This window comes from Yersinia rochesterensis, from assembly GCF_003600645.1.
GTDB classification, from domain to species: Bacteria; Pseudomonadota; Gammaproteobacteria; order Enterobacterales; family Enterobacteriaceae; genus Yersinia; species Yersinia rochesterensis.
Genome location: NZ_CP032482.1, coordinates 1,311,510 through 1,330,743, shown reverse-complemented (window position 1 = coordinate 1,330,743; position 19,234 = coordinate 1,311,510). Strand labels below are relative to the sequence as shown.

Below are 19,234 nucleotides of genomic sequence, written 5' to 3'. Positions count from 1 at the left end.
CCAACGGCACGATTCCCCTTCATTTGACGTTGTTCGCCGTCTGGTTTGTTATATCCACTCAGTTCAGATTAACCTTTCCGCGCTCGGCCCACCGCCTCACCTAACTGCCATACTGCCATGGCGTAATGGGTACTGTGGTTATAGCGAGTGATGGTATAAAAGTTGGGCAAACCATACCAATATTGATAACCGATGCCAACATCCAGGCGCAGCAAGCTGGCTTCCTGATAATCCCCCAGCGAACCGCTTGGGCTTAGCCCTGCGGCAGATAAAGCTGAGAGCGGATATTGGGTCTTAAAGCCATTATCGAGATTCGGCGCTTGCCCGTTTGCCGGTACTGCGACCACCGCCCCTTTCGTCCAGCCGTGTGCTTTAAAGTAATTTGCCACACTGCCGATAGCATCCACCGGATCCCACAAATTGATATGACCATTACCATTAAAATCAACGGCATAATCTTTAAATGACGATGGCATAAATTGGCCATAGCCCATGGCTCCGGCATAAGACCCCCGTAAACTGAGCGGGTCATTGCCCTCGGCTCGCGCCATCAGTAAGAAGGTTTCCAACTCTCCGGAGAAATACTCGGCACGACGTGGATATGCAAAGGAGAGTGTTGCCAGCGCATCAATGATACGGGTCTTACCCATCACTCTGCCCCAGCGAGTTTCAACACCGATAATGCCGACGATAATTTCTGGTGGAACCCCGTAGACCTCATAAGCGCGTTGCAGGGCATCTTCATATTGATTCCAGAAATTCACACCATTCTGCACATTACCCGGAGTAATAAATTGGCTTCGATAACGGTTCCAGGCACCATTTGGCCCAGAGGGGCGGCCAGAAGTCGGCGCTTGCTTATCCATCAAGCGGATAACAAAATCCAGTTTTTTAGTTTGTGCTAATACATCATGGAGTTGCTGACGTTCAAAGCCATGCTCACGCACCATTTTGTCAACAAAGCGGGCGGTATCTGCATTATAGGCAAAATCACCGTTTGGCACGTGGCCCATATGCTGAGGTTCAAGTAAAAAACCGCTGCGAGTCAGGCTATCTGACGGCGTCGCAGCAACAGGAGGCGTCGGTTTGCTGCTACAGGCGGAAAGCAAAATGAGTGAGGAAAGAATGACAGCTAAGTGACGCATCGTATATCCATAAACCATGCCAAAAAGTAATAGCTATGTTAAGTCATTGTCTGTAACGAACAAACAGGAAAATGCGGGATACTCCGCAGTAATTGATCAAGGAATTGCGCTCACCGCCCTTCATTTATCAGGACAAATTGCACTAAACCCCTTGAACAATAAGGAATTATAGCAACATTAGTGAAACATTTCGTAGCAAATAATACGAATGATTTTCACTATTATTAGTACTAATTTTCTATACAATCGAGCTGTTTCGTTGTTGCCTGACTCTTTCGTTTTCTTCTTTGACCTGTTAAAGGATGTCTTTATGAAGTTACGTTTATCCTCTCTCGGCCCCGCAGCTCTATTGGCTTCCTCAATGATGCTGGCGTTTTCCGCTAATGCGGCATCCAATGACGAAGGCATTGTGGTGTATAACGCCCAACACGAAAATCTGGTGAAATCCTGGGTTGACGGCTTTACCAAATATACCGGAATTAAAGTGACCCTGCGCAACGGCGGGGACAGCGAGTTAGGTAATCAGTTGGTTCAGGAGGGTAGCGCATCACCCGCAGACGTTTTCTTGACAGAAAACTCCCCCGCCATGGTGCTGGTTGATAACGCAAAATTGTTCGCGCCATTGGATGTGGCAACACAAGCTCAGGTGGCCAAAGAATATCGCCCTGAACATGGCCGCTGGACCGGCATTGCCGCCCGCAGCACGGTTTTTGTCTATAATCCGGAAAAAATCAGTGAAGCCGAGTTACCTAAATCTATTATGGATTTGGCAAAACCTGAGTGGAAAGGCCGCTGGGCGGCATCACCATCCGGAGCTGATTTCCAGGCAATTGTTAGCGCCATGCTGGAACTGAAAGGCGAAAAAGCCACATTGGAGTGGTTAAAAGCCATGAAAGCCAACTCCACCGCGTATAAAGGCAATAGCACGGTAATGAAAGCAGTCAATGCCGGCCAGATTGATGGTGGGGTTATCTATCATTATTATCGCTTTGTTGATCAAGCCAAAACCGGCGAGAACAGCGGCAAGACACAATTGCACTACTTCAAACATCAAGATCCGGGTGCATTTGTGAGTATCTCAGGTGGCGGTGTGCTGGCGTCAAGCAAGCATCCGCAAGAAGCCCAGGAATTCATGAAATGGATAACCAGTAAATCCGGTCAGGATATCTTGCGCACTAATAATGCTTTTGAATATGCCGTGGGTGTCGATGCTGCGTCTAACCCTAAATTAGTGCCGCTGAAAGATCTGGATGCGCCAAAAGTAGAACCGTCTAAACTGAACAGCAAGAAAGTGGTTGAGTTGATGACAGAAGCTGGCTTGCTGTAACAAAGTCAATCTGCTGAAAATATGAACTTTTAGCCCGTCGAGTTCCTGACCCGACGGGCATTAACACGCCGAGTGCCTTGACGATTATGGCCAATGTAAACCCCGATGTTATCCCAATGTCACTGAGTCAAGCCGCTCAAGTGCAATATAGCCGCCGCCCCGGCTCTGGGATTGTGGCTATTGCCGTGATGCTTTCGTTGCTATCCTTATTGCCACTGGGGTTTGTTATTGGCATTGCCATTGATACTGGCTGGCCAACAGTAAAAGCGCTGGTTTTCCGCCCTCGCGTCGGGGAGTTGCTACTTAACACCGCATTACTGGTGGCATTCACCTTGCCGCTCTGCGCCATTATTGGTGTGGCTTTGGCATGGCTCACTGAACGCACTGCTCTACCCGGCAGGCGAATTTGGTCACTACTGGCTATCGCCCCACTGGCTGTTCCTGCTTTTGTGCAAAGTTATGCCTGGATTAGCCTGATACCCTCAATGCATGGGCTGGGCGCAGGTGTATTTATCTCTGTTATTGCCTATTTTCCTTTTATTTATCTGCCCGCTTCAGCAGTATTGCGCCGCCTTGATCCCGGCCTTGAAGATGCCGCCGCCTCACTGGGTAGCACGCCTACCGCAGTATTTTTCCGGGTGGTATTGCCACAATTAAAATTAGCCGTTTGGGGTGGTTCGATACTGATTGCACTGCATTTATTAGCAGAATATGGGCTATACGCCATGATCCGTTTCGATACTTTCACCACCGCAATTTTTGATCAATTCCAATCTACATTTAATGGCCCTGCGGCCAATATGTTGGCGGGTGTTCTGGCGTTATGTTGCTTAGGATTATTGCTAATTGAAGCCACCAGCCGCGGCTATAACCGCTACGCGCGCGTGGGTTCCGGTAGCGCACGCAGACAAACTTCTTATTCAATGGGAACCGCCCTCACCTTACTGTGTTTGCTGTTACCGCTGGTAATGACAACCCTCTCGCTCGGCGTGCCCTTTATCACTCTCACCCGCTGGCTCTATATTGGCGGTATTGATATATGGTTGAATGCTGAACTACTGCCAGCATTAAAACAAACGTTGGCATTGGCGCTGAGCGGTGCGGTAATTATCACCCTATGCGCGATACCGATGGCCTGGTTATCCGTGCGCTACCCAAGCCGTTTACACCGGGTCATGGAGGGCTGTAATTATGTCACCAGTTCGCTGCCCGGCATTGTGGTCGCACTGGCGCTGGTGACCATCACTATCCGGATGGCCCGGCCACTGTACCAAACTGAATTCACTCTTTTACTGGCCTATTTATTGATGTTTACGCCACGCGCCTTAATCAGTTTACGGGCCGGTATTGCGACCGCGCCGGTCGAACTGGAAAACGTGGCGCGCAGTTTAGGGAAAACGCCCACTCAAGCTATCTGGAGCACCACGATGCGCTTGGCGGCCCCCGGCGCTGCGGCTGGCGCGGCCTTGGTATTTTTGGCTATCTCCAATGAACTGACCGCCACCTTGTTATTGGCCCCGAATGGCACCCGCACATTAGCGACTGGATTTTGGGCATTGACCAGTGAAATAGATTACGTTGCTGCATCACCTTACGCCCTGCTCATGGTGGCGCTCTCCCTGCCGCTAACCTGGCTTCTTTATTCTCAATCTCAACGTACGGCAGGATTATGAGCACGCTTGAACTTCAACAAATCGGCAAGTCTTACCAATCGGTCAATGTATTAGACGGCATTGATTTACAGGTTACGGCGGGGAGCCGCACGGCGATTGTCGGGCCATCTGGCTCAGGTAAAACCACCTTACTGCGTATTATTGCCGGTTTCGAAACACCGGATAGCGGTAAGGTGATTTTGCAAGGGAACCCCGTATTTGACCACTCAATCCAGGTGCCGGCTCATAAGCGGGGGATTGGCTTTGTCCCACAAGATGGTGCGTTGTTTCCACATTTTACCGTGGCGGGCAATATTGCTTATGGACTAAAAGGCAGTAAGCAGGATAAAGCCCGCCGGGTTGATGAATTAATGGAAATGGTGGCGCTAGACCGGCGATTAGCGCAGCTTTGGCCCCATGAAATATCCGGCGGTCAGCAACAACGAGTCGCACTCGCCAGGGCATTGGCGCAAAGTCCGGTATTGATGTTATTGGACGAACCCTTCTCAGCGCTGGATACCGCCTTACGCGCATCAACCCGCAAAGCGGTGGCTGAACTGTTGTCACAAGCCAATATCGCCTCCATTTTAGTTACACATGACCAAAGTGAAGCGCTTTCTTTTGCCGATCAGGTGGCCGTAATGCGCGCGGGCAAGTTGGCTCATGTTGGCCCACCGCAAGAGCTTTATCTGAGGCCGATTGATGAGCCGACCGCCACATTCCTGGGTGAAACGCTTATTCTTTCTGCTCATATTGAGGCCGGATGGGCCGATTGCGCACTAGGCCGAGTCAAAGTTGACGATGCAACCCGTCATGGGCAAGCACGCATTATGCTGCGCCCCGAGCAAGTGACCATCACACCGCTGCCCGCAGTTCATCATTATCCAACTCACTGTCTGGCTAAAATTATCAGTATTGATTTTGCTGGTTTTATTTCGACACTCACTTTATCAATTGTTCAGCATGAGAAAATTGTTCAGCATGACAAAATTGTAGAAATTAAAACCATCAGTCGCGAAGGGCTCCATATTGGCTTAATGGTTGATTTGACGATAGTGGGTCAGGCCCATATTTTTGCTGACTGACGACACATTTCTATTCACTGAATGCAATAAACACGATTAATGCGCTGTTCGCTCCCGCAGATTACATTATGCTACTGAAATCACGACTACCGGAGCCGCACAGAATGGACGAAATGCACGTCATCATATTGACCATCGGGCTATTTGTACTCACATTTATCAATCCCGGCGCTAACTTACTTATTGTGGTGCAAACCAGTCTCAGCTCTGGCAAAAATGCAGGTTTACTCACTGGGCTGGGCGTGGCTTTGGGGGATGCAATTTACTCAGGATTGGGGTTATTTGGTATGGCGGCACTGATTGCTGAGGGCGGCGCATTGTTCTCGGCAATTAAAATCGGCGGCGGTTTGTACCTGATTTGGTATGCCTACAATATGCTGCGCCACCCTCAGGAACTGCATATGGGTATGGGGGCTGTCGCCACTTCCTCGGTTACACCTTGGTATGTGTTCTTCCGTCGTGGGCTATTGACTGATTTATCTAACCCGCAAACCGTGCTGTTTTTTATCAGTATTTTCTCGGTAACGCTCACCCCGACCACACCAGCATGGGCAAAAATAGTCGCCTGGCTCGGCATTGTTCTAGCCTCTATCCTCTGGCGGTCATTGCTTAGCATGGCGTTCTCACGCCCGGCGGTGCGGCGCGCATATGGTAAAGTTCAACATCTGTTAAGTGGTATTATCGGTGTTGCCGTGGGGGCGTTTGGGCTACGTTTGATTTATGAAGGCATCACCCGCCGCTGATAGCCTAATAGCTATTTAACCGCTATTACAACGGCCTCACTTGGGGCCTCTTTTGTTCCAGTCGCAACTGCCGATACTCCAGCACCGTCAGCACGATAACCACCACATCCAGCAGCGTTATCAGGATCAAAAGCACCGAATGAGTAAAGGTATAACGATAGAGTTGATAGACAATAAACAAGCTAAAAATCACTATTGCCGCAGGGTAATAACCTAGCTTTTTGCGCCACAATCCAATAATGACCCACAGCTTAACAATGCCATGTATTAGTAAATAAAAAGCGGCAAAGTGCAGACTGCTGATGGAAAGGCTTTGTGCCGCATGCAATACATAATTGGCGACCACATCGCCCCGGTCTTCGATAAACTCAACTTGTGTGAGGCGATGCAATATATTCAGTAAAAACTGGGGAGTAATAAAAAAGGTTAAAATACCCGCCACAACCTCCATGATAGCTAATATTGCTTTCAGTAGTAGGCTGACTTCAAAAACAGCATGGATATTTTTCTCTCCGAAGAGGTTATTACGCTCAAATCGATTTTTCATATTCAACATCACACTCATTCCCTGCATGGTAACACTATGAAGAGTATCAATATAGAATAGCAGGTTACTCAGGGCTGATCTAAAAATCGTGATGCTAATTTTCTCTTCCGTTAGAAAAAAACAAACTCATATTTTTAGCCAATATTCGCATGATTCTCATGCCCTTGAATTCCATTTTACAGAGGGAATAGTCACTAATAATCAGTAGCCATTTATTAAGATTTTTCTCAAAAAATTAAGTAAAATTAAATAAACTCGCAAATAGTAATATATTCCTTTCATTTGAGATTGATTCTTTATTACAGAATTTAATCACATTAAAGATATTAATTTTATGTATAGAAAATAGTTAATATCTCGCGTTAACTCATTAATAACCATCGGCATGCTCACATAAATAAGGTCTCTATTTTCGTTATTCCGTCTTAATTGATTTATATCATATGAAAGTAACAAATTATTTCCTAAGGTGGGACATTAGCACTCTATTCTATGTTTTATTTTCGTCAAAATAATGTCCTTCGCAAAGGGAATGTCGATGAATAACAATAAAAGATCTATCGCTGGCTCACTGAGCCGCCGTGAATTCATTCAAACATCTGCCGCAGTCACCGGGGCTGCAGCAATTGCCGGTTCAATCACCCTACCTTTTTCGGTGCAAGCCGCGCCAGAACAGGCGGCTTCAGTCAGCAAAGAAACCATTAAATACAGTGCTTGCTTGGTTAACTGCGGTAGCCGCTGCCCACTAAAAGTACATGTCAAAAATGGTGAAATTGTTAAAATTGCTAATGAAGCTATTTATGATGATTCCACCTTTGGCGAGCATCAAATTCGGCCCTGTTTACGTGGCCGTTCGGTCAGATGGAAAACATATAATCCTGACCGAGTAAAATATCCCATGTTGCGAGTGGGCAAACGCGGCGAAGGTAAATTCAAACGAATCAGCTGGGATGAAGCCACCACAATTGTGGCTGACAATCTAAAAAAAACCATTCAACAACATGGTAATGAAGCCATTTATTATCAATATGGTTCTGGCTCTACCGGGGCTAATTTACAAGGCCGTAATGCTTGTAAAAGAATGCTCAGTTTGCTCGGTGGTTTTCTGGATCAGCACGGCACCTACTCCACGGCGCAAATTAATACCGTGATGCCTTATATTTATGGTAATGCCGATGAAACTCTGCTGGATGAAATTAAAAACTCCGACTTAGTAGTGATGTTTGGCCATAATTTGGCAGAAACACGCATGTCAGGTGGTGGCCAATATATTGAAACGGTTCATGCGCTGGGGAAGAGTAAAGCTAAAGTCATTATTATCGACCCACGGATGACTGACAGTGTCACCACCCTCAATGCCGAATGGATCCCTATATTTCCCGGCACCGATGCCGCACTGGTCGCCGCATTGGGTTATGTATTAATTAAAGAAAACCTGACCGATGAGGACTTCCTGAAGGAATATTGTGTAGGGTGGGATGCCAGCACATTACCCGCCTCTGCTCCGGCCAATAGTTCATATAAAGATTATATTTTAGGTCTGGGTATCGATGGCTTAGAAAAAACACCGCAATGGGCCAGTGAAATAACCGGTATTGCGCCAACCCGTATTATCCAACTCGCACGCGAGTTAGGAAATGCCCGTGCTGCTTGGATTTCCCAAGGTTGGGGCATTCAGCGCAGCGCTAATGGTGAGCAAGCTGCGCGCTCAATTATGATGCTGCCATTGATGACCGGTAATATCGGCAGAGCCGGCACCAATACCGGAGCCTGGGGCGGGAATGTTAAATATCCAGTGCCGGGATTCAATATTCCCAATCCTGTAAAAACAGCGATTCCTTGTTTTATGTGGACAGACGCTATTTTCCGTGGCACTGAGATGACCGCTAAAAATGCCCATGTGAAGAATAAAGATAAACTTGATACCAATATTAAGTTTATGTGGAATTACGCCAGTAACGTGATTGGAAATCAGCATTCTGACCTGAATAAAACCCACGGTATCTTGCAAGATGAATCACTGTGCGAATTTATTTTAGTGTGGGAAAACCACATGACCCGCTCGGCTAAATATGCTGATTTATTATTACCCGATGTCACCTCGGTGGAATCAAATGATTTGATTGATAACTCCTATGCCAGCGGGGCTTATCACTATGTGACGCGGCTGCAAAATGCTATCGAACCTATGTGGGAATGTCGCCCGTCTTATGATGTTTTAGCCGAAATTGCCACCAAATGTGGCATTGGGGAAGCCTTTACCGAAGGGCATTCCCAGCAAGAATGGATTGAAATCAGTTATAACAAAATGCGCGAAAAGAACCCGGCACTGCCGCCCTTTGAGCAGACCAATGACAAAGGAATAATTGACCGGATTTATGCTGACAGCAGTCAATATATCGCCTTAAAAGACTTCCGCGATGACCCGCAAAATAACCCATTGAAAACCCCATCCGGCAAAATTGAGATCTACTCTGAAGCGCTCGCCACATTGGAAAAAGAGTGGCAATTGGCACCCGGAGATCGTATTACCGCCGTCGCTGAATATTGCCCGACATTTGAAGGTGTTGGTGATGTAGAAACCCTGAAAACCTACCCACTGCAAATGACCGGTTTCCATGTTAAAGGCCATTGTCACTCATCTTATTATAATGTCGCCATGTTGCGTGAAGCAGTGCCACACCAGTTTTGGATGAACCCCATCGATGCGCAGGCCCGTGGCATTCAACCCGGTGATATGGTCGAAATATTCAATGGCCGGGGGCGGATGCGTATCGCGGTCAAAATTACCGAGCGCGTTTTACCCGGTGTCATTAGCGTGCCACAAGGAGCATGGCGCAATATCAACAAGGAGGGCATTGATGTGGGCGGTTGTATCAATACCTTGACGACCCAGCGCCCTTCGCCATTAGCGAAAGGTAACCCACAACACACTAACCTCGTTGAAGTTAAACGCGCATAAGGAGTTGAAAAATGAAGCAATATGGTTTTTTTGTCGACTCCACCAAGTGCACCGGGTGCAAAACTTGCCAAATCAGCTGCAAGGATGAGAAGAACTTGGATCTCGGGCCAAAATTACGCCGAGTTTATGAATATGGCGGAGGAAGTTGGACGCAACAGGACAATATTTGGGTACAAAATGTCTTCAGTTATTACCTGTCCATTGCCTGTAATCACTGTTCGTCGCCGACTTGTGTCACCGGCTGCCCGACCGGCGCGATGCACAAACGTGAAGAAGACGGCTTGGTAGTGGTGAATCAGGATTTGTGTGTGGGTTGCCGTTACTGTGAGATGCGCTGCCCCTATGGTGCGCCGCAATTTGATGCCAAAAAGAAACTGATGACCAAGTGCGATGGTTGCTATCAAAGAGTTGCCGAAGGACATAAGCCAGTTTGTGTCGAATCTTGCCCGCAGCGGGCATTAGATTTCGATGAAATCACGATATTACGTGATAAATACGGCCAAGAAAATGCGGTAGCGCCCTTGCCTCATGCCCATCTAACACACCCTAACCTGGTTATCAGAAGCCATCGTGATGCCAAACCATCCGGTGATACATCAGGCCGCATCCAAAATCCGGCGGAGGTATAAAATGCACGAATTACCTTTGGTATTCTTCACCGTACTGGAGCAAACCGCCGTTGGGTTGTTTGCTTTAGTGTTCTTAAGCCATCAACTCGGCCTGACCACGGCACAGCAGCTCAAACAGGCTAATATTCTCGGCCTGATTTTGATGCTTGTGGGCTTAGTCATTGGCGCGCTGCATGTTGGGCAACCCCTACGCGCGATGAACATGTTACTCGGCGTCGGCCGCTCCCCGATGAGCAATGAAATACTGCTCAGCAGTCTGTTTGTGGCGATGGCTTGTGGCACGGTGTTCTTCTCCGCCATGGTGAAAAATGCCATGCTGGCAATGCTGTGTAATGTGGCGACAGTGATTTTTGGCTTAGCCTTTGCGTGGTCAATCACTCAAGTTTATCAATTGACCACAGTGCCTAACTGGGATACCTCATACACCTCATTGCAGCTATGGATGACCGTATTGGTCGGCGGCGGCGCTTTCGCCATCCTCACTGGCGCACGCCAGTTGGGTGCCACGGCATTGTTAGTCGGCGCTATCGTGACATTGGTGAATAAACCCGGCTATTTAAGTTTCTTGGGGCACAGTTCTGTGGATCTAAGCAGCCAACAATCTGTATTTTGGGGAGTGCAAATCCTGCTGCTCACATTGGGTATTTTCGTGGCCGCAGCTGCATTACTGAAAGACCGAATTCCCCGCACGACACTGGCGGTGAGTGCTTCAGCGCTAGTCATCGGTGAATTGGCTGGGCGCATTGCTTTCTATAATCTCTGGCAAGTCCCGATGTAATTCAACTCACTGATTTTTCTTAATAACCGAGTAGCCGCCTTCCCCTGCGGCTACTCAAGACGAAAGTGACCGGGCCAGGAGAGAGAAGATTTTGACGTTATTAAACACCACCTTACCACGCATTCTCGGCGCATGTTTTTACTATCCCCCGCAGTCCGATACAGTGCGGCGTCTCTGGCCATTGCTGCCACAAATAAAAGATCTTTTCCCATGGCCCCACCCGGCCAACATTGCCCGCTGCTGCCAACAGATACCTGATATTTCACCAGAACAATTGGAATATGACTTCTCAGTGCTGTTTGAGGGGCAAGGTGAAATGCCCGCGCCGCCGTGGGGGTCAGTTTATCTGGATAAAGAAAATATTCTGATGGGCACCAGCACCCTGCAATATCGTGAATTTCTATCAACATTAGGGCTGGCAAGTCAGAGTGCTATTCATGAGCCGGAAGACCAGTTTGGGTTAATGCTTTTGGCTTTGGTGCATCTCATTGAACAGCCACATTTAACTCAGCAACAGCCAACTGACGCGGCAATAATGCTGCTCACCGAGCACCTGCTACCCTGGGCCTACCGCTATCTTGAGCTGGTCAAAAATGCACAGCTCGAGCATCAGGTTTATCCGCTTTTAGCTGAGATTACCGAGTGTTACCTAAAAACCCTGCAACTGAAATTGGGTTTATTCCCCCATCCCTATGAGCTATATCGGTGATAAAAAAAATCGATGAATAGAGACGAACGCTACTATAAAGCCTATATGGAAAGTCGGGTTATTAGCCGCCGGGGGCTATTTCGTGGCTTATTAAAAGGGGCGGCTAGCGACTCATCACCGGCAAGTCACCCTCATCCGGTAATAAAAAATCCCTGCCAGAATACTTATATCTATTGTGACAGTTGCGCCGATTATTGTGAAAAACAAGCGCTAGTCTGGCGGATCAACCAGCCTCCAATTTTAGTTGATGAACTGTGCGATGGCTGCGGTGAATGTGTGGTTAAGTGCCCGGCAATGGCACTGGAGATGGCATTAACAAGCTAGAGAGTAAGGGATTAAATTGGATGCTATTGGGAAACCAACAAATGCCCCCGATAACTTCAGGGGCATGGGGCTAAAAATACTTAATTGCCATCTTTACCGTATTGCGGGGAGCGCGGGCCATACAAAATACCATTTGGCGTTCCAGCCGAAAGCATTCTGACGCTGGTTATACCGGCAATATCATGGCTTTTGTCAGTCATGGTATTGACAATCTGAGAGACCGCCGCCTGAACCAACATACCAATAGCGCCACCAGAGGAGCTGTCCCCTTCATTACTGGATGCAGTAGCACTGCCACTCCACAGCAATTTACCCGTTTTTAAATCAACCAATTTTGCATTCGCCGTTACACGGGTGTCACTGGTAATTATCTGATATGAAGTGCCATATTGGACGATGGTTATGTACAGCACCGCATCAGCACCAAAGATTTTGTGGAGCTTAGCAGGGCTGACTGCATTGATATCGCCCGCATTGGTCATGCCATTTTGTTTAAAGGTCTCTTCAACGACGGCGACGGGCAACACATAGTAACCTGCTTCAGATAACGGGTAAGTAACCTGAGACAACACGCCATGGCTGGCTTCTACTTCAGGTGACTGGTTTTGTGGCAGTAGCACCAAAATACTCCGCGGTTTGCTTTGCTTAAACGCAGAATAGTCCTGATGTACTGGCTTGGCGCAACCGGTCAATAACAGCGCCATCATGACAGCACATATCGCAAAAATAGATTTCATTTAAATGCCCCTTTATCCTTGCTCATTAAGAAATCCATAAACGGCGCAGACTCAGGGAATGTCGACTTCTCCGTGTTAAATTCAGCCATCGCCAAGTCTGTATGCCCAGTATTGCCATACAGCATGCCCAGATGTGCATGTAAACCAGGGGGGACTGGCAAACCTTTAGCGCGTGACTTTTCAATACTCTCTTTTAAGGCAGCAATTTGCTGCTCAGGGCTGGCATCGGATTTATAGTATTGATAAACCGTCGCTTGGTAATTATCCCAGTGATAAATCGGTTTCGGTGCCGTGGCACAGCCTGCCAGTACAGCGGCGGCTAATAGCAAAGACATCTTTTGTGTCAATTTCATTTTGCAGTATCCATACTCATTATTAAGATTTATTTCGCAGGCTGCCATGCCCCTGATTCAATGCCAGTGACTAAATTATTAACCGCTTCCCGAATGGCTAAATCCAATACTTTGCCATTCAAGGTTGAGTCGTAACTTGCCGTGCCGCCAAAACCAATAATTTCACGGTTAGACAGTTCATACTCACCCGCGCCCTGTGAAGAGAACACCACTTCTGAGGTATTAACATTAACAATATTCAGATTCACTTTGGCATAAGCCACCTGAGATTTACCACGACCTAAAATACCAAATAGTTGGCGGTCACCCGTTTCTTTGCGGCCAAACTCAGTCACATCGCCGGTGACAACATAGGTTGCCCCTTTCAACTGCTGGCTTTTCCCAGAAATGGCGGCTTCGTTTTTCAACTCTTCCATATTGGTACGCTCTAATACATTAAAGCGGCCAGTTTGTTGCAAGTGCGTCACCAAAATAGTTTTTGACTGATTTCCCAAGCGATCCACACCATCAGAGAAAATTCCGTTCATATAGCTTGAACGATTGTCAAATTTACCCACTGAAATAGGGCTGCGAGGGCCATTATATTGCGTGCCATAAGAGGCAACTTTTGCCACTTCCAACGAACGAGAGGATTCTGTCGCGCATCCACTCAATAAAGTGGTCGTGATTAGGGCGACAGCCCAAAGTGTTTTTTTCATCATAAATTAAATATTCTCAAAAAAAGATTAGAAGCATAGCTGGGAGGAATAAATAACATACCGTTAACTTCATTTAAAACAAACAGTATTCCCAGAGAGGAAAAACCAATAAAAATACCATAAAAACAAAGGTATAGTTAATTTATTTTGATTTTAAGGCATTTTTATCCGCGAATGTTTTTATCCGCGAAGAATAGTAGCAGAAACGAAATGCGTTTAAAAATATTTAAAAAAATGACTTACAGGGAGAGTTAGCTTAATAAGTAAAACATATTTTTATTTAAAAACAGTTTGTTTCATCACTTATTATTTTAGCTTCTATTAGCCCAATTGATTATAAGTTTCCATCTGTATTTTTAGGCATTCATTACGCTCGTATCCTGAAAAAATGCTTGCCCTGAACTCGCGCTAAATACACCTCATTTGGATGAATGCACTAAATAAGTAACCCCGCATTGCTGATGCCAGTACAATGTCCGCATCTTGAAGTACCTTGTTCCCACAGGAGCTACACCGTGCAACATTACCCAGCCAGCTATACCCATGATGAAGTCAGCGGCGAATATCATATTCATTATCGCGACTTTCCAGAATCAGGTTCAGTGACTTACTCGGTCGACGACATAGAGTTAGAAGCTCAAGACGGTATTAAAAATGGCATTGCCACACAAATAGAAGAACAGCGCCCTGTCCCTGCCCCGTCAGCGTTGCAATCGGGTGATATTGCTATTCACGTGCCTATTTTAGTGCGCCTGAAAGCAGAATTGCACAATGCTATGCTCACCACCCAAACCCGCAAAGCCGATATGGCGCGCAAACTGAGCCTAAATGCTGCTCAGATGGATCGCCTGCTGGATGTGTATTACGCCTCGAAGGTTGAAGCTCTGGAACAAGCCCTTTATTTACTGGGCTTTGAAGCGGATGTGGCAGTAAGAAAAATCTAAAAATAACGCTGACGCTCCCGTTATCGCTTAAATTTGAGTCAAGAGAGTAACAAATTGTTATTAGGCGATAATTTAAAAAAAACGTTAATAGCTTCACACTTCAATACATTGACTAACATTCATTACTGTTTTTGTACAAAAATGTGATCTGATGCATAAAGTTACAGTATTGAAAATCGCTCTCTATTGGGATTACATTAGCGCCATTGACTCGCAGAAGTGGCTGAGTGACTCAGTCTGGCGAGGTGGCTCCAAGGAGGAGTGGTCAATGAAGTATTTCTTTATGGGTATCTCAATTATGTTGGTGGTTTGGGTTGGCACTTTCATGATGATGGTCGAATAATCATCGGCTGAGATATTCACTACCTGACATCGTATAAAGGACGCATTTGCGCCCTTTATCACTTTAGGGTTCACATCATTCCCCCGGCATCATTCTACGCAAAGTATCATCACGGCGGATATAATGATGATAAAGTGCCGCCAACGCATGCGCCCCAATCACAAAGTATCCTAAATTAGCAATTAACTCATGGGTTTGCTTGAGATACACCCGCGCATCATCATTGGGTGTTACCCACTGTGGAACTTGCCAACCGAGCAAGAACCACGTTTTTCCTCCATAGGCCTGCGCCAAAACCCCCAATATTGGCAATGATAAAAACATCAAATACAGGCACCAATGTAAAATATGCGCCCCTAATAGCTGCCAATCCGGTAATTTGGGCGTGATCGCCGGTGTCACATTTTGATGCCGCAGCCAGAGCCGCACCAGCATGAGTAACCAGACAGAAATACCAAAATTGAAATGCAGGTTTTTCACCAAGGTTCTATCTTCATCAGGTACCGAGTCACTGAGTAGCATCGCCGCATAGGTCAAAATGATCATCAATAACGTTAGCCAATGTAAGGTTATCTGAGGTAATGAATAGCGATTTCTCATAGCCGCACACTCCACTGAAATAACTCAATTAATCATAAGCATGGTGTAAACAGATGAAGAGAACATGAAGAATGGATGGGTAATAGAGTGAAAAAGTGTTTTTATTCTGACTGAAGGTCTAAGCCACCTGCCAGAATAAGTGTATACGCCGCTAAAAATCGCTAACGGATTAAACCGTTTCCCCCGGAGTGGATTTCCCCGGTTTCAGCAAACCATCAGCACGGAACATACTTTTAATCCCGCGCACCGCCTGGCGGATCCTGTCCTGATTCTCAATCAGAGCGAAACGGACATGGGTATCACCATAATCTCCGAATCCAATCCCCGGCGAGACACAGACTTTTGCATCAGATAGCAAGCGCTTGGCGAATTCCAGCGATCCTAAATGAGCATAAGGTTCGGGAATTTTCGCCCAAACATACATTGATGCTTTTGGATTCTCGACCATCCAACCCGCTTCGTGCAACCCACGAACCAAGGCGTTACGGCGCTGGCGGTATTGTTCGGCGATATCACGCACGCACTGTTGATCCCCTTCCAGCGCAGCAATGGCTGCTACCTGCAATGGGGTAAAGGTGCCGTAATCGTGATAGCTCTTAATTCGCGCCAATGCATTGACCAGTTCGGGGTTACCGACCATAAAACCAATGCGCCAACCCGCCATATTGTAGCTTTTAGATAAGGTAAAGAATTCGACCGCAATGTCTTTCGCCCCCGGCACTTGCATGATTGATGGCGCTTTCCAGCCATCATATACAATGTCGGCATAGGCCAAATCATGCACCACCAGCACATCATATTGCTTTGCCAACGCCACTACGCGCTCAAAAAAGTCCAGCTCCACACATTGCGCCGTTGGGTTAGACGGGAAACCAAGGATCATCATTTTCGGTTTTGGAATGGTTTCACGAATGGCGCGTTCCAGTTCACCAAAGAAATCAATACCTTCAGTCAGCGGCACCGAACGGACTTGTGCACCCGCAATCACCGCACCATAAATATGAATGGGATAGCTGGGATTGGGCACCAACACGGTATCACCGTGATCCAATGTGGCCAGCATCAAATGTGCCAGCCCCTCTTTCGAGCCGATGGTGACAATGGCTTCACTTTCAGGGTCAATATCCACCTGATAACGATCCGCATACCAGCGAGAAATCGCCCTGCGCAAGCGAGGTATCCCGCGCGAGGTTGAATAGCCGTGGGTATCTTCACGCTGCGCGACGCTGCACATTTTCTCAACAATATGCGGCGGCGTCGGGCCATCCGGATTACCCATACTAAAATCAATGATGTCCTCACCACGGCGACGCGCCGCCATTTTCAACTCAGCAGTGATATTGAAAACATAAGGGGGAAGACGATCAATACGGGCAAAACGACGTTTGGAAGGGGATTCAGCCATAATTTCCTCGAAGATACGTGAGCGCCCGGACCGTCCGAGCGACGCTGACCATCAAATGGTCTAACATGAAACATATCCTAGCGCTTGATAGCTGTCGATAGGCTGATAACAAATTTCCAACTCATCGGAGTTCAGCGCGATGGCGGACATTCACCGGCTAATAACCCCAATACCCAATCATCACACCACTGTCCATCAAGCTGAAAATTATCACGCAAAGTGCCTTCCAATTGGAAACCACAACTCTCCAGCGTTCGCCGCGAAGCATGATTTCCCACGGTGACTGTGGCTTTCATCTTATGGAATTGGCATTGTTGGAAGCCAAATGCCAGCACCGCCATCAGTGACTCTTTCGCAAAACCTTTACCGTGATAAGAGGGCAAGATGGCATAACCCACCTCGGCTTGCTGGAGCGGCAACCATTCCGCCAAAAAACCCGTCAGCCCCATCGCCTGCCCACTTTCTTTTTCGCGGATAACCAAACATAACCAGTGGTTGGAGGTTTTCTCCCACGGCATTACACGTGACTCAAAACGGGCGCGTATTTCGGCCATTTCCAGCGGGTCCGCAATATAGTGCTGGACGTCCGGGTCTTGATGTAGCTGCAAAAATAGCGGCCAATCTTGTTCATTAAGGCTATCCAGAACCAACCTTGGCGTCCGCAAAGAAATGGGGGAGTGGCTAAACATCGGGATCACAGGCACTTTTTTTCCTTTAATTTTAAGATGTTAATCGTAAAAAGAGCGGTAAAAATTAAAGAGGAAATTTTGCCAAAACCTCATCCCTTTATTCTTCTCTATTTTACTTAAATAATGTCACCTCAAGATAACAAAAAATAAACAAATGCTCAGTAAAACGCAAACTTCTTACCGCGACCTCAACCTACAGCTATTGGAGAGTCAACATCATGGCTTCATTACAAATCGACGATATTCCCGCAGCCATCAAAGCGGTGAAGCAACAATTGCGCCAAGCGCTCCCCAATTATCGGCAGGTTTTCCACGCCGTAGAAGAGAATATCCGCCAACAAGTGACTGAGATCCGCCGTAGTCTGGCTCAAGGCGAGAATCCGGTCCCTCGCATTCATGCCGATGATATTATCAATGGCAAAGTCACCGACGAACAGAAAGCACAAATCAAAAAACGGGGCTGCTGCGCCATTCTCGGGGTGTTCCCGACAGAGAAAGCCGCAGCATGGAACCGTGAGATCGGCAATTATCTGGATCGTAATAATTTTGTCGAGCGCCTGAAAAATGCTGCGGAAGATAACTACTTTGGCACGCTGGCGGCCAGCAAACCCCAAATTTACGGCATTTACTGGTCAACACCGCAAGTCGAAGCCCGCCAAGATCCGCGCATGAATGCAGTGCAGATATTCTTAAATAATCTGTGGCAAACCAAAAGCAATGGCAAGCAACACTTTGATGCTAATCAGGTCGTGACCTATGCTGACCGCACCCGCCGCCGCCCGCCAAAATCCTCATCTTTGGGCCTATCGCCTCATGTAGATGGTGGCTCAATTGAGCGCTGGTTAGATGAAAATTTCCGTCATGTTTATCGCCACGTGTTTTCCGGTGAATGGCAACAATACGATCCTTTCGCAGCTGAAGGCCGCCCGGAAGTGCGAGAGTTTCCGTCACCGGCGGTGTGCTCTATGTTCCGAACATTCCAAGGGTGGACGGCGCTGACACCACAGCGCCCCCATGCCGGGACGCTAAATGTGATCCCGATTGCCAATGCCATGGCCTACATCCTGTTACGTGCTTTGCAAGACGATGTCGCCGATGATGACTTGTGTGGTGCGGCACCGGGCCGTGCTTTATCGGCCTCTGAACAGTGGCATCCTCTTTTAATGGAAGCTATTTCCCCTATTCCAGATCTGGAAGCCGGTGACACTGTATTTTGGCACTGCGATGTCATTCATTCAGTGGAAAACGAACATCACGGCGAGTTTGACAGCAATGTGATGTATATCGCCGCTGCCCCAGGATGTGAAAAAAATGCTGCCTACTTACCGCGCCAGTTAGCCAGTTTTATAGATGGCCGTTCACCGCCAGACTTTGCTGCCGATGATTTCGAAGTCGATTTCACCGGCCGGGCTACAGTCGATAATTTGACAGATATTGGCCGACAACAACTGGGGATGACAAAGTAGCCGTATTCCGCTTGATACTCTGCCGGAGTTTATTCCTCCGGCAGCCTTCCCCGGCTATTCGGCTCAATAGCACGGATAAAGTAGCAGTCGACCACTAT

The 19,234-nt window shown here is 47.3% G+C and carries 20 protein-coding genes; 12 read left to right on the top strand and 8 right to left on the bottom strand.

The genetic code is table 11. From position 1 onward, the window contains the following. Positions 1 to 68: 68 nt before the first annotated feature. Entirely contained in the window at positions 69 to 1,145 is a 1,077-nt protein-coding gene (mltB, locus tag DXZ79_RS06220) for a lytic murein transglycosylase B (protein WP_038634872.1), read from the bottom strand. 310 nt (positions 1,146 to 1,455) lie between these two features. Between mltB and DXZ79_RS06215 the strand changes: the two genes are divergently transcribed. The 4 genes from DXZ79_RS06215 (at position 1,456) to DXZ79_RS06200 (ending at position 5,952) form a co-directional block, all read left to right on the top strand. Further along, a complete protein-coding gene (locus DXZ79_RS06215; RefSeq protein WP_120011160.1) occupies positions 1,456 to 2,472 on the top strand; it encodes an iron ABC transporter substrate-binding protein in 1,017 nt (338 codons plus the stop codon). Positions 2,473 to 2,558: 86 nt separating this feature from the next. Continuing rightward, complete coding sequence (locus tag DXZ79_RS06210; RefSeq protein WP_050291457.1) at positions 2,559 to 4,145, top strand: ABC transporter permease; 1,587 nt, start codon at positions 2,559 to 2,561, stop codon at positions 4,143 to 4,145. Beyond that, positions 4,142 to 5,209 carry an ABC transporter ATP-binding protein gene (locus DXZ79_RS06205; RefSeq protein ID WP_038634879.1) on the top strand — a complete coding sequence of 356 codons (1,068 nt, stop codon included), beginning with the start codon at positions 4,142 to 4,144 and terminating at the stop codon, positions 5,207 to 5,209. Before DXZ79_RS06210 ends, DXZ79_RS06205 begins: the two co-directional genes overlap by 4 nt. A 104-nt stretch (positions 5,210 to 5,313) precedes the next feature. Beyond that, the gene (locus DXZ79_RS06200) at positions 5,314 to 5,952 is read left to right on the top strand and encodes a LysE family transporter (RefSeq protein ID WP_038634882.1); all 639 of its coding nucleotides are present in this window, start codon (positions 5,314 to 5,316) and stop codon (positions 5,950 to 5,952) included. 25 nt (positions 5,953 to 5,977) lie between these two features. On the opposite strand, the gene DXZ79_RS06195 is transcribed toward DXZ79_RS06200, so the two are convergent. Beyond that, positions 5,978 to 6,508 carry a DUF2127 domain-containing protein gene (locus DXZ79_RS06195; RefSeq protein WP_038634885.1) on the bottom strand — a complete coding sequence of 177 codons (531 nt, stop codon included), beginning with the start codon at positions 6,506 to 6,508 and terminating at the stop codon, positions 5,978 to 5,980. Positions 6,509 to 7,037: 529 nt separating this feature from the next. Between DXZ79_RS06195 and DXZ79_RS06190 the strand changes: the two genes are divergently transcribed. The 5 genes from DXZ79_RS06190 to DXZ79_RS06170 all read left to right on the top strand — a co-directional run bounded on the left by DXZ79_RS06190 (position 7,038) and on the right by DXZ79_RS06170 (position 11,901). After that, positions 7,038 to 9,461, top strand: coding sequence for a DmsA/YnfE/YnfF family dimethyl sulfoxide reductase (locus DXZ79_RS06190; RefSeq protein WP_038634888.1), 2,424 nt, complete (start codon positions 7,038 to 7,040; stop codon positions 9,459 to 9,461). An 11-nt stretch (positions 9,462 to 9,472) separates the two neighbouring features. Continuing rightward, positions 9,473 to 10,090 carry a DMSO/selenate family reductase complex B subunit gene (locus tag DXZ79_RS06185; protein ID WP_038634891.1) on the top strand — a complete coding sequence of 206 codons (618 nt, stop codon included), beginning with the start codon at positions 9,473 to 9,475 and terminating at the stop codon, positions 10,088 to 10,090. A 1-nt stretch (position 10,091) separates the two neighbouring features. Then, the gene (locus DXZ79_RS06180; RefSeq protein ID WP_120011159.1) at positions 10,092 to 10,868 is read left to right on the top strand and encodes a dimethyl sulfoxide reductase anchor subunit family protein; all 777 of its coding nucleotides are present in this window, start codon (positions 10,092 to 10,094) and stop codon (positions 10,866 to 10,868) included. A 91-nt stretch (positions 10,869 to 10,959) separates the two neighbouring features. Next, positions 10,960 to 11,577: a TorD/DmsD family molecular chaperone gene (locus DXZ79_RS06175; protein ID WP_038634897.1), complete on the top strand. Its 618-nt coding sequence runs from the start codon at positions 10,960 to 10,962 to the stop codon at positions 11,575 to 11,577. Between the two features lie 12 nt (positions 11,578 to 11,589). Beyond that, entirely contained in the window at positions 11,590 to 11,901 is a 312-nt protein-coding gene (locus DXZ79_RS06170) for a 4Fe-4S binding protein (protein WP_038634900.1), read from the top strand. Between the two features lie 80 nt (positions 11,902 to 11,981). Here DXZ79_RS06170 and DXZ79_RS06165 read toward each other — a convergent pair whose 3' ends face one another. The 3 genes from DXZ79_RS06165 to DXZ79_RS06155 are packed head-to-tail and all read right to left on the bottom strand — an operon-like array spanning position 11,982 to position 13,692. Then, the gene (locus DXZ79_RS06165; RefSeq protein WP_120011158.1) at positions 11,982 to 12,638 is read right to left on the bottom strand and encodes a DUF799 domain-containing protein; all 657 of its coding nucleotides are present in this window, start codon (positions 12,636 to 12,638) and stop codon (positions 11,982 to 11,984) included. Further along, positions 12,635 to 12,991 carry a DUF4810 domain-containing protein gene (locus DXZ79_RS06160; RefSeq protein ID WP_038634906.1) on the bottom strand — a complete coding sequence of 119 codons (357 nt, stop codon included), beginning with the start codon at positions 12,989 to 12,991 and terminating at the stop codon, positions 12,635 to 12,637. The genes DXZ79_RS06165 and DXZ79_RS06160 overlap by 4 nt, the downstream gene beginning before the upstream one ends. A 29-nt stretch (positions 12,992 to 13,020) precedes the next feature. After that, a complete protein-coding gene (locus DXZ79_RS06155; protein WP_038634908.1) occupies positions 13,021 to 13,692 on the bottom strand; it encodes a CsgG/HfaB family protein in 672 nt (223 codons plus the stop codon). 512 nt (positions 13,693 to 14,204) lie between these two features. Between DXZ79_RS06155 and DXZ79_RS06150 the strand changes: the two genes are divergently transcribed. Together DXZ79_RS06150 and ypdK are read left to right on the top strand one after the other, a co-directional pair. After that, positions 14,205 to 14,633, top strand: a complete 429-nt coding sequence (locus tag DXZ79_RS06150; protein WP_038634911.1) for a type II toxin-antitoxin system HicB family antitoxin — start codon at positions 14,205 to 14,207, stop codon at positions 14,631 to 14,633. 268 nt (positions 14,634 to 14,901) lie between these two features. Continuing rightward, entirely contained in the window at positions 14,902 to 14,976 is a 75-nt protein-coding gene (gene ypdK, locus DXZ79_RS06145) for a membrane protein YpdK (protein WP_098057507.1), read from the top strand. A gap of 75 nt (positions 14,977 to 15,051) precedes the next feature. On the opposite strand, the gene DXZ79_RS06140 is transcribed toward ypdK, so the two are convergent. The 3 genes from DXZ79_RS06140 to DXZ79_RS06130 all read right to left on the bottom strand — a co-directional run bounded on the left by DXZ79_RS06140 (position 15,052) and on the right by DXZ79_RS06130 (position 17,670). Further along, complete coding sequence (locus DXZ79_RS06140) at positions 15,052 to 15,576, bottom strand: cytochrome b (RefSeq protein WP_050291458.1); 525 nt, start codon at positions 15,574 to 15,576, stop codon at positions 15,052 to 15,054. 169 nt (positions 15,577 to 15,745) lie between these two features. Beyond that, the gene (gene alaC, locus DXZ79_RS06135) at positions 15,746 to 16,981 is read right to left on the bottom strand and encodes an alanine transaminase (RefSeq protein ID WP_038634919.1); all 1,236 of its coding nucleotides are present in this window, start codon (positions 16,979 to 16,981) and stop codon (positions 15,746 to 15,748) included. 131 nt (positions 16,982 to 17,112) lie between these two features. Then, complete coding sequence (locus tag DXZ79_RS06130; protein ID WP_042562610.1) at positions 17,113 to 17,670, bottom strand: GNAT family N-acetyltransferase; 558 nt, start codon at positions 17,668 to 17,670, stop codon at positions 17,113 to 17,115. A gap of 218 nt (positions 17,671 to 17,888) precedes the next feature. Between DXZ79_RS06130 and DXZ79_RS06125 the strand changes: the two genes are divergently transcribed. Further along, entirely contained in the window at positions 17,889 to 19,136 is a 1,248-nt protein-coding gene (locus DXZ79_RS06125; RefSeq protein ID WP_038634922.1) for a DUF1479 domain-containing protein, read from the top strand. Positions 19,137 to 19,234 lie beyond the last annotated feature (98 nt).

Coding starts and splice junctions, on each gene's coding strand:
- mltB (WP_038634872.1), bottom strand. CDS start 1,145: ATGCGTCACTTAGCTGTCATTCTTTCCTCACTCATTTTGCTTTCCGCC.
- DXZ79_RS06215 (WP_120011160.1), top strand. CDS start 1,456: ATGAAGTTACGTTTATCCTCTCTCGGCCCCGCAGCTCTATTGGCTTCC.
- DXZ79_RS06210 (WP_050291457.1), top strand. CDS start 2,559: ATGGCCAATGTAAACCCCGATGTTATCCCAATGTCACTGAGTCAAGCC.
- DXZ79_RS06205 (WP_038634879.1), top strand. CDS start 4,142: ATGAGCACGCTTGAACTTCAACAAATCGGCAAGTCTTACCAATCGGTC.
- DXZ79_RS06200 (WP_038634882.1), top strand. CDS start 5,314: ATGGACGAAATGCACGTCATCATATTGACCATCGGGCTATTTGTACTC.
- DXZ79_RS06195 (WP_038634885.1), bottom strand. CDS start 6,508: ATGTTGAATATGAAAAATCGATTTGAGCGTAATAACCTCTTCGGAGAG.
- DXZ79_RS06190 (WP_038634888.1), top strand. CDS start 7,038: ATGAATAACAATAAAAGATCTATCGCTGGCTCACTGAGCCGCCGTGAA.
- DXZ79_RS06185 (WP_038634891.1), top strand. CDS start 9,473: ATGAAGCAATATGGTTTTTTTGTCGACTCCACCAAGTGCACCGGGTGC.
- DXZ79_RS06180 (WP_120011159.1), top strand. CDS start 10,092: ATGCACGAATTACCTTTGGTATTCTTCACCGTACTGGAGCAAACCGCC.
- DXZ79_RS06170 (WP_038634900.1), top strand. CDS start 11,590: ATGAATAGAGACGAACGCTACTATAAAGCCTATATGGAAAGTCGGGTT.
- DXZ79_RS06165 (WP_120011158.1), bottom strand. CDS start 12,638: ATGAAATCTATTTTTGCGATATGTGCTGTCATGATGGCGCTGTTATTG.
- DXZ79_RS06160 (WP_038634906.1), bottom strand. CDS start 12,991: ATGAAATTGACACAAAAGATGTCTTTGCTATTAGCCGCCGCTGTACTG.
- DXZ79_RS06155 (WP_038634908.1), bottom strand. CDS start 13,692: ATGATGAAAAAAACACTTTGGGCTGTCGCCCTAATCACGACCACTTTA.
- DXZ79_RS06140 (WP_050291458.1), bottom strand. CDS start 15,576: ATGAGAAATCGCTATTCATTACCTCAGATAACCTTACATTGGCTAACG.
- alaC (WP_038634919.1), bottom strand. CDS start 16,981: ATGGCTGAATCCCCTTCCAAACGTCGTTTTGCCCGTATTGATCGTCTT.
- DXZ79_RS06130 (WP_042562610.1), bottom strand. CDS start 17,670: ATGTTTAGCCACTCCCCCATTTCTTTGCGGACGCCAAGGTTGGTTCTG.
- DXZ79_RS06125 (WP_038634922.1), top strand. CDS start 17,889: ATGGCTTCATTACAAATCGACGATATTCCCGCAGCCATCAAAGCGGTG.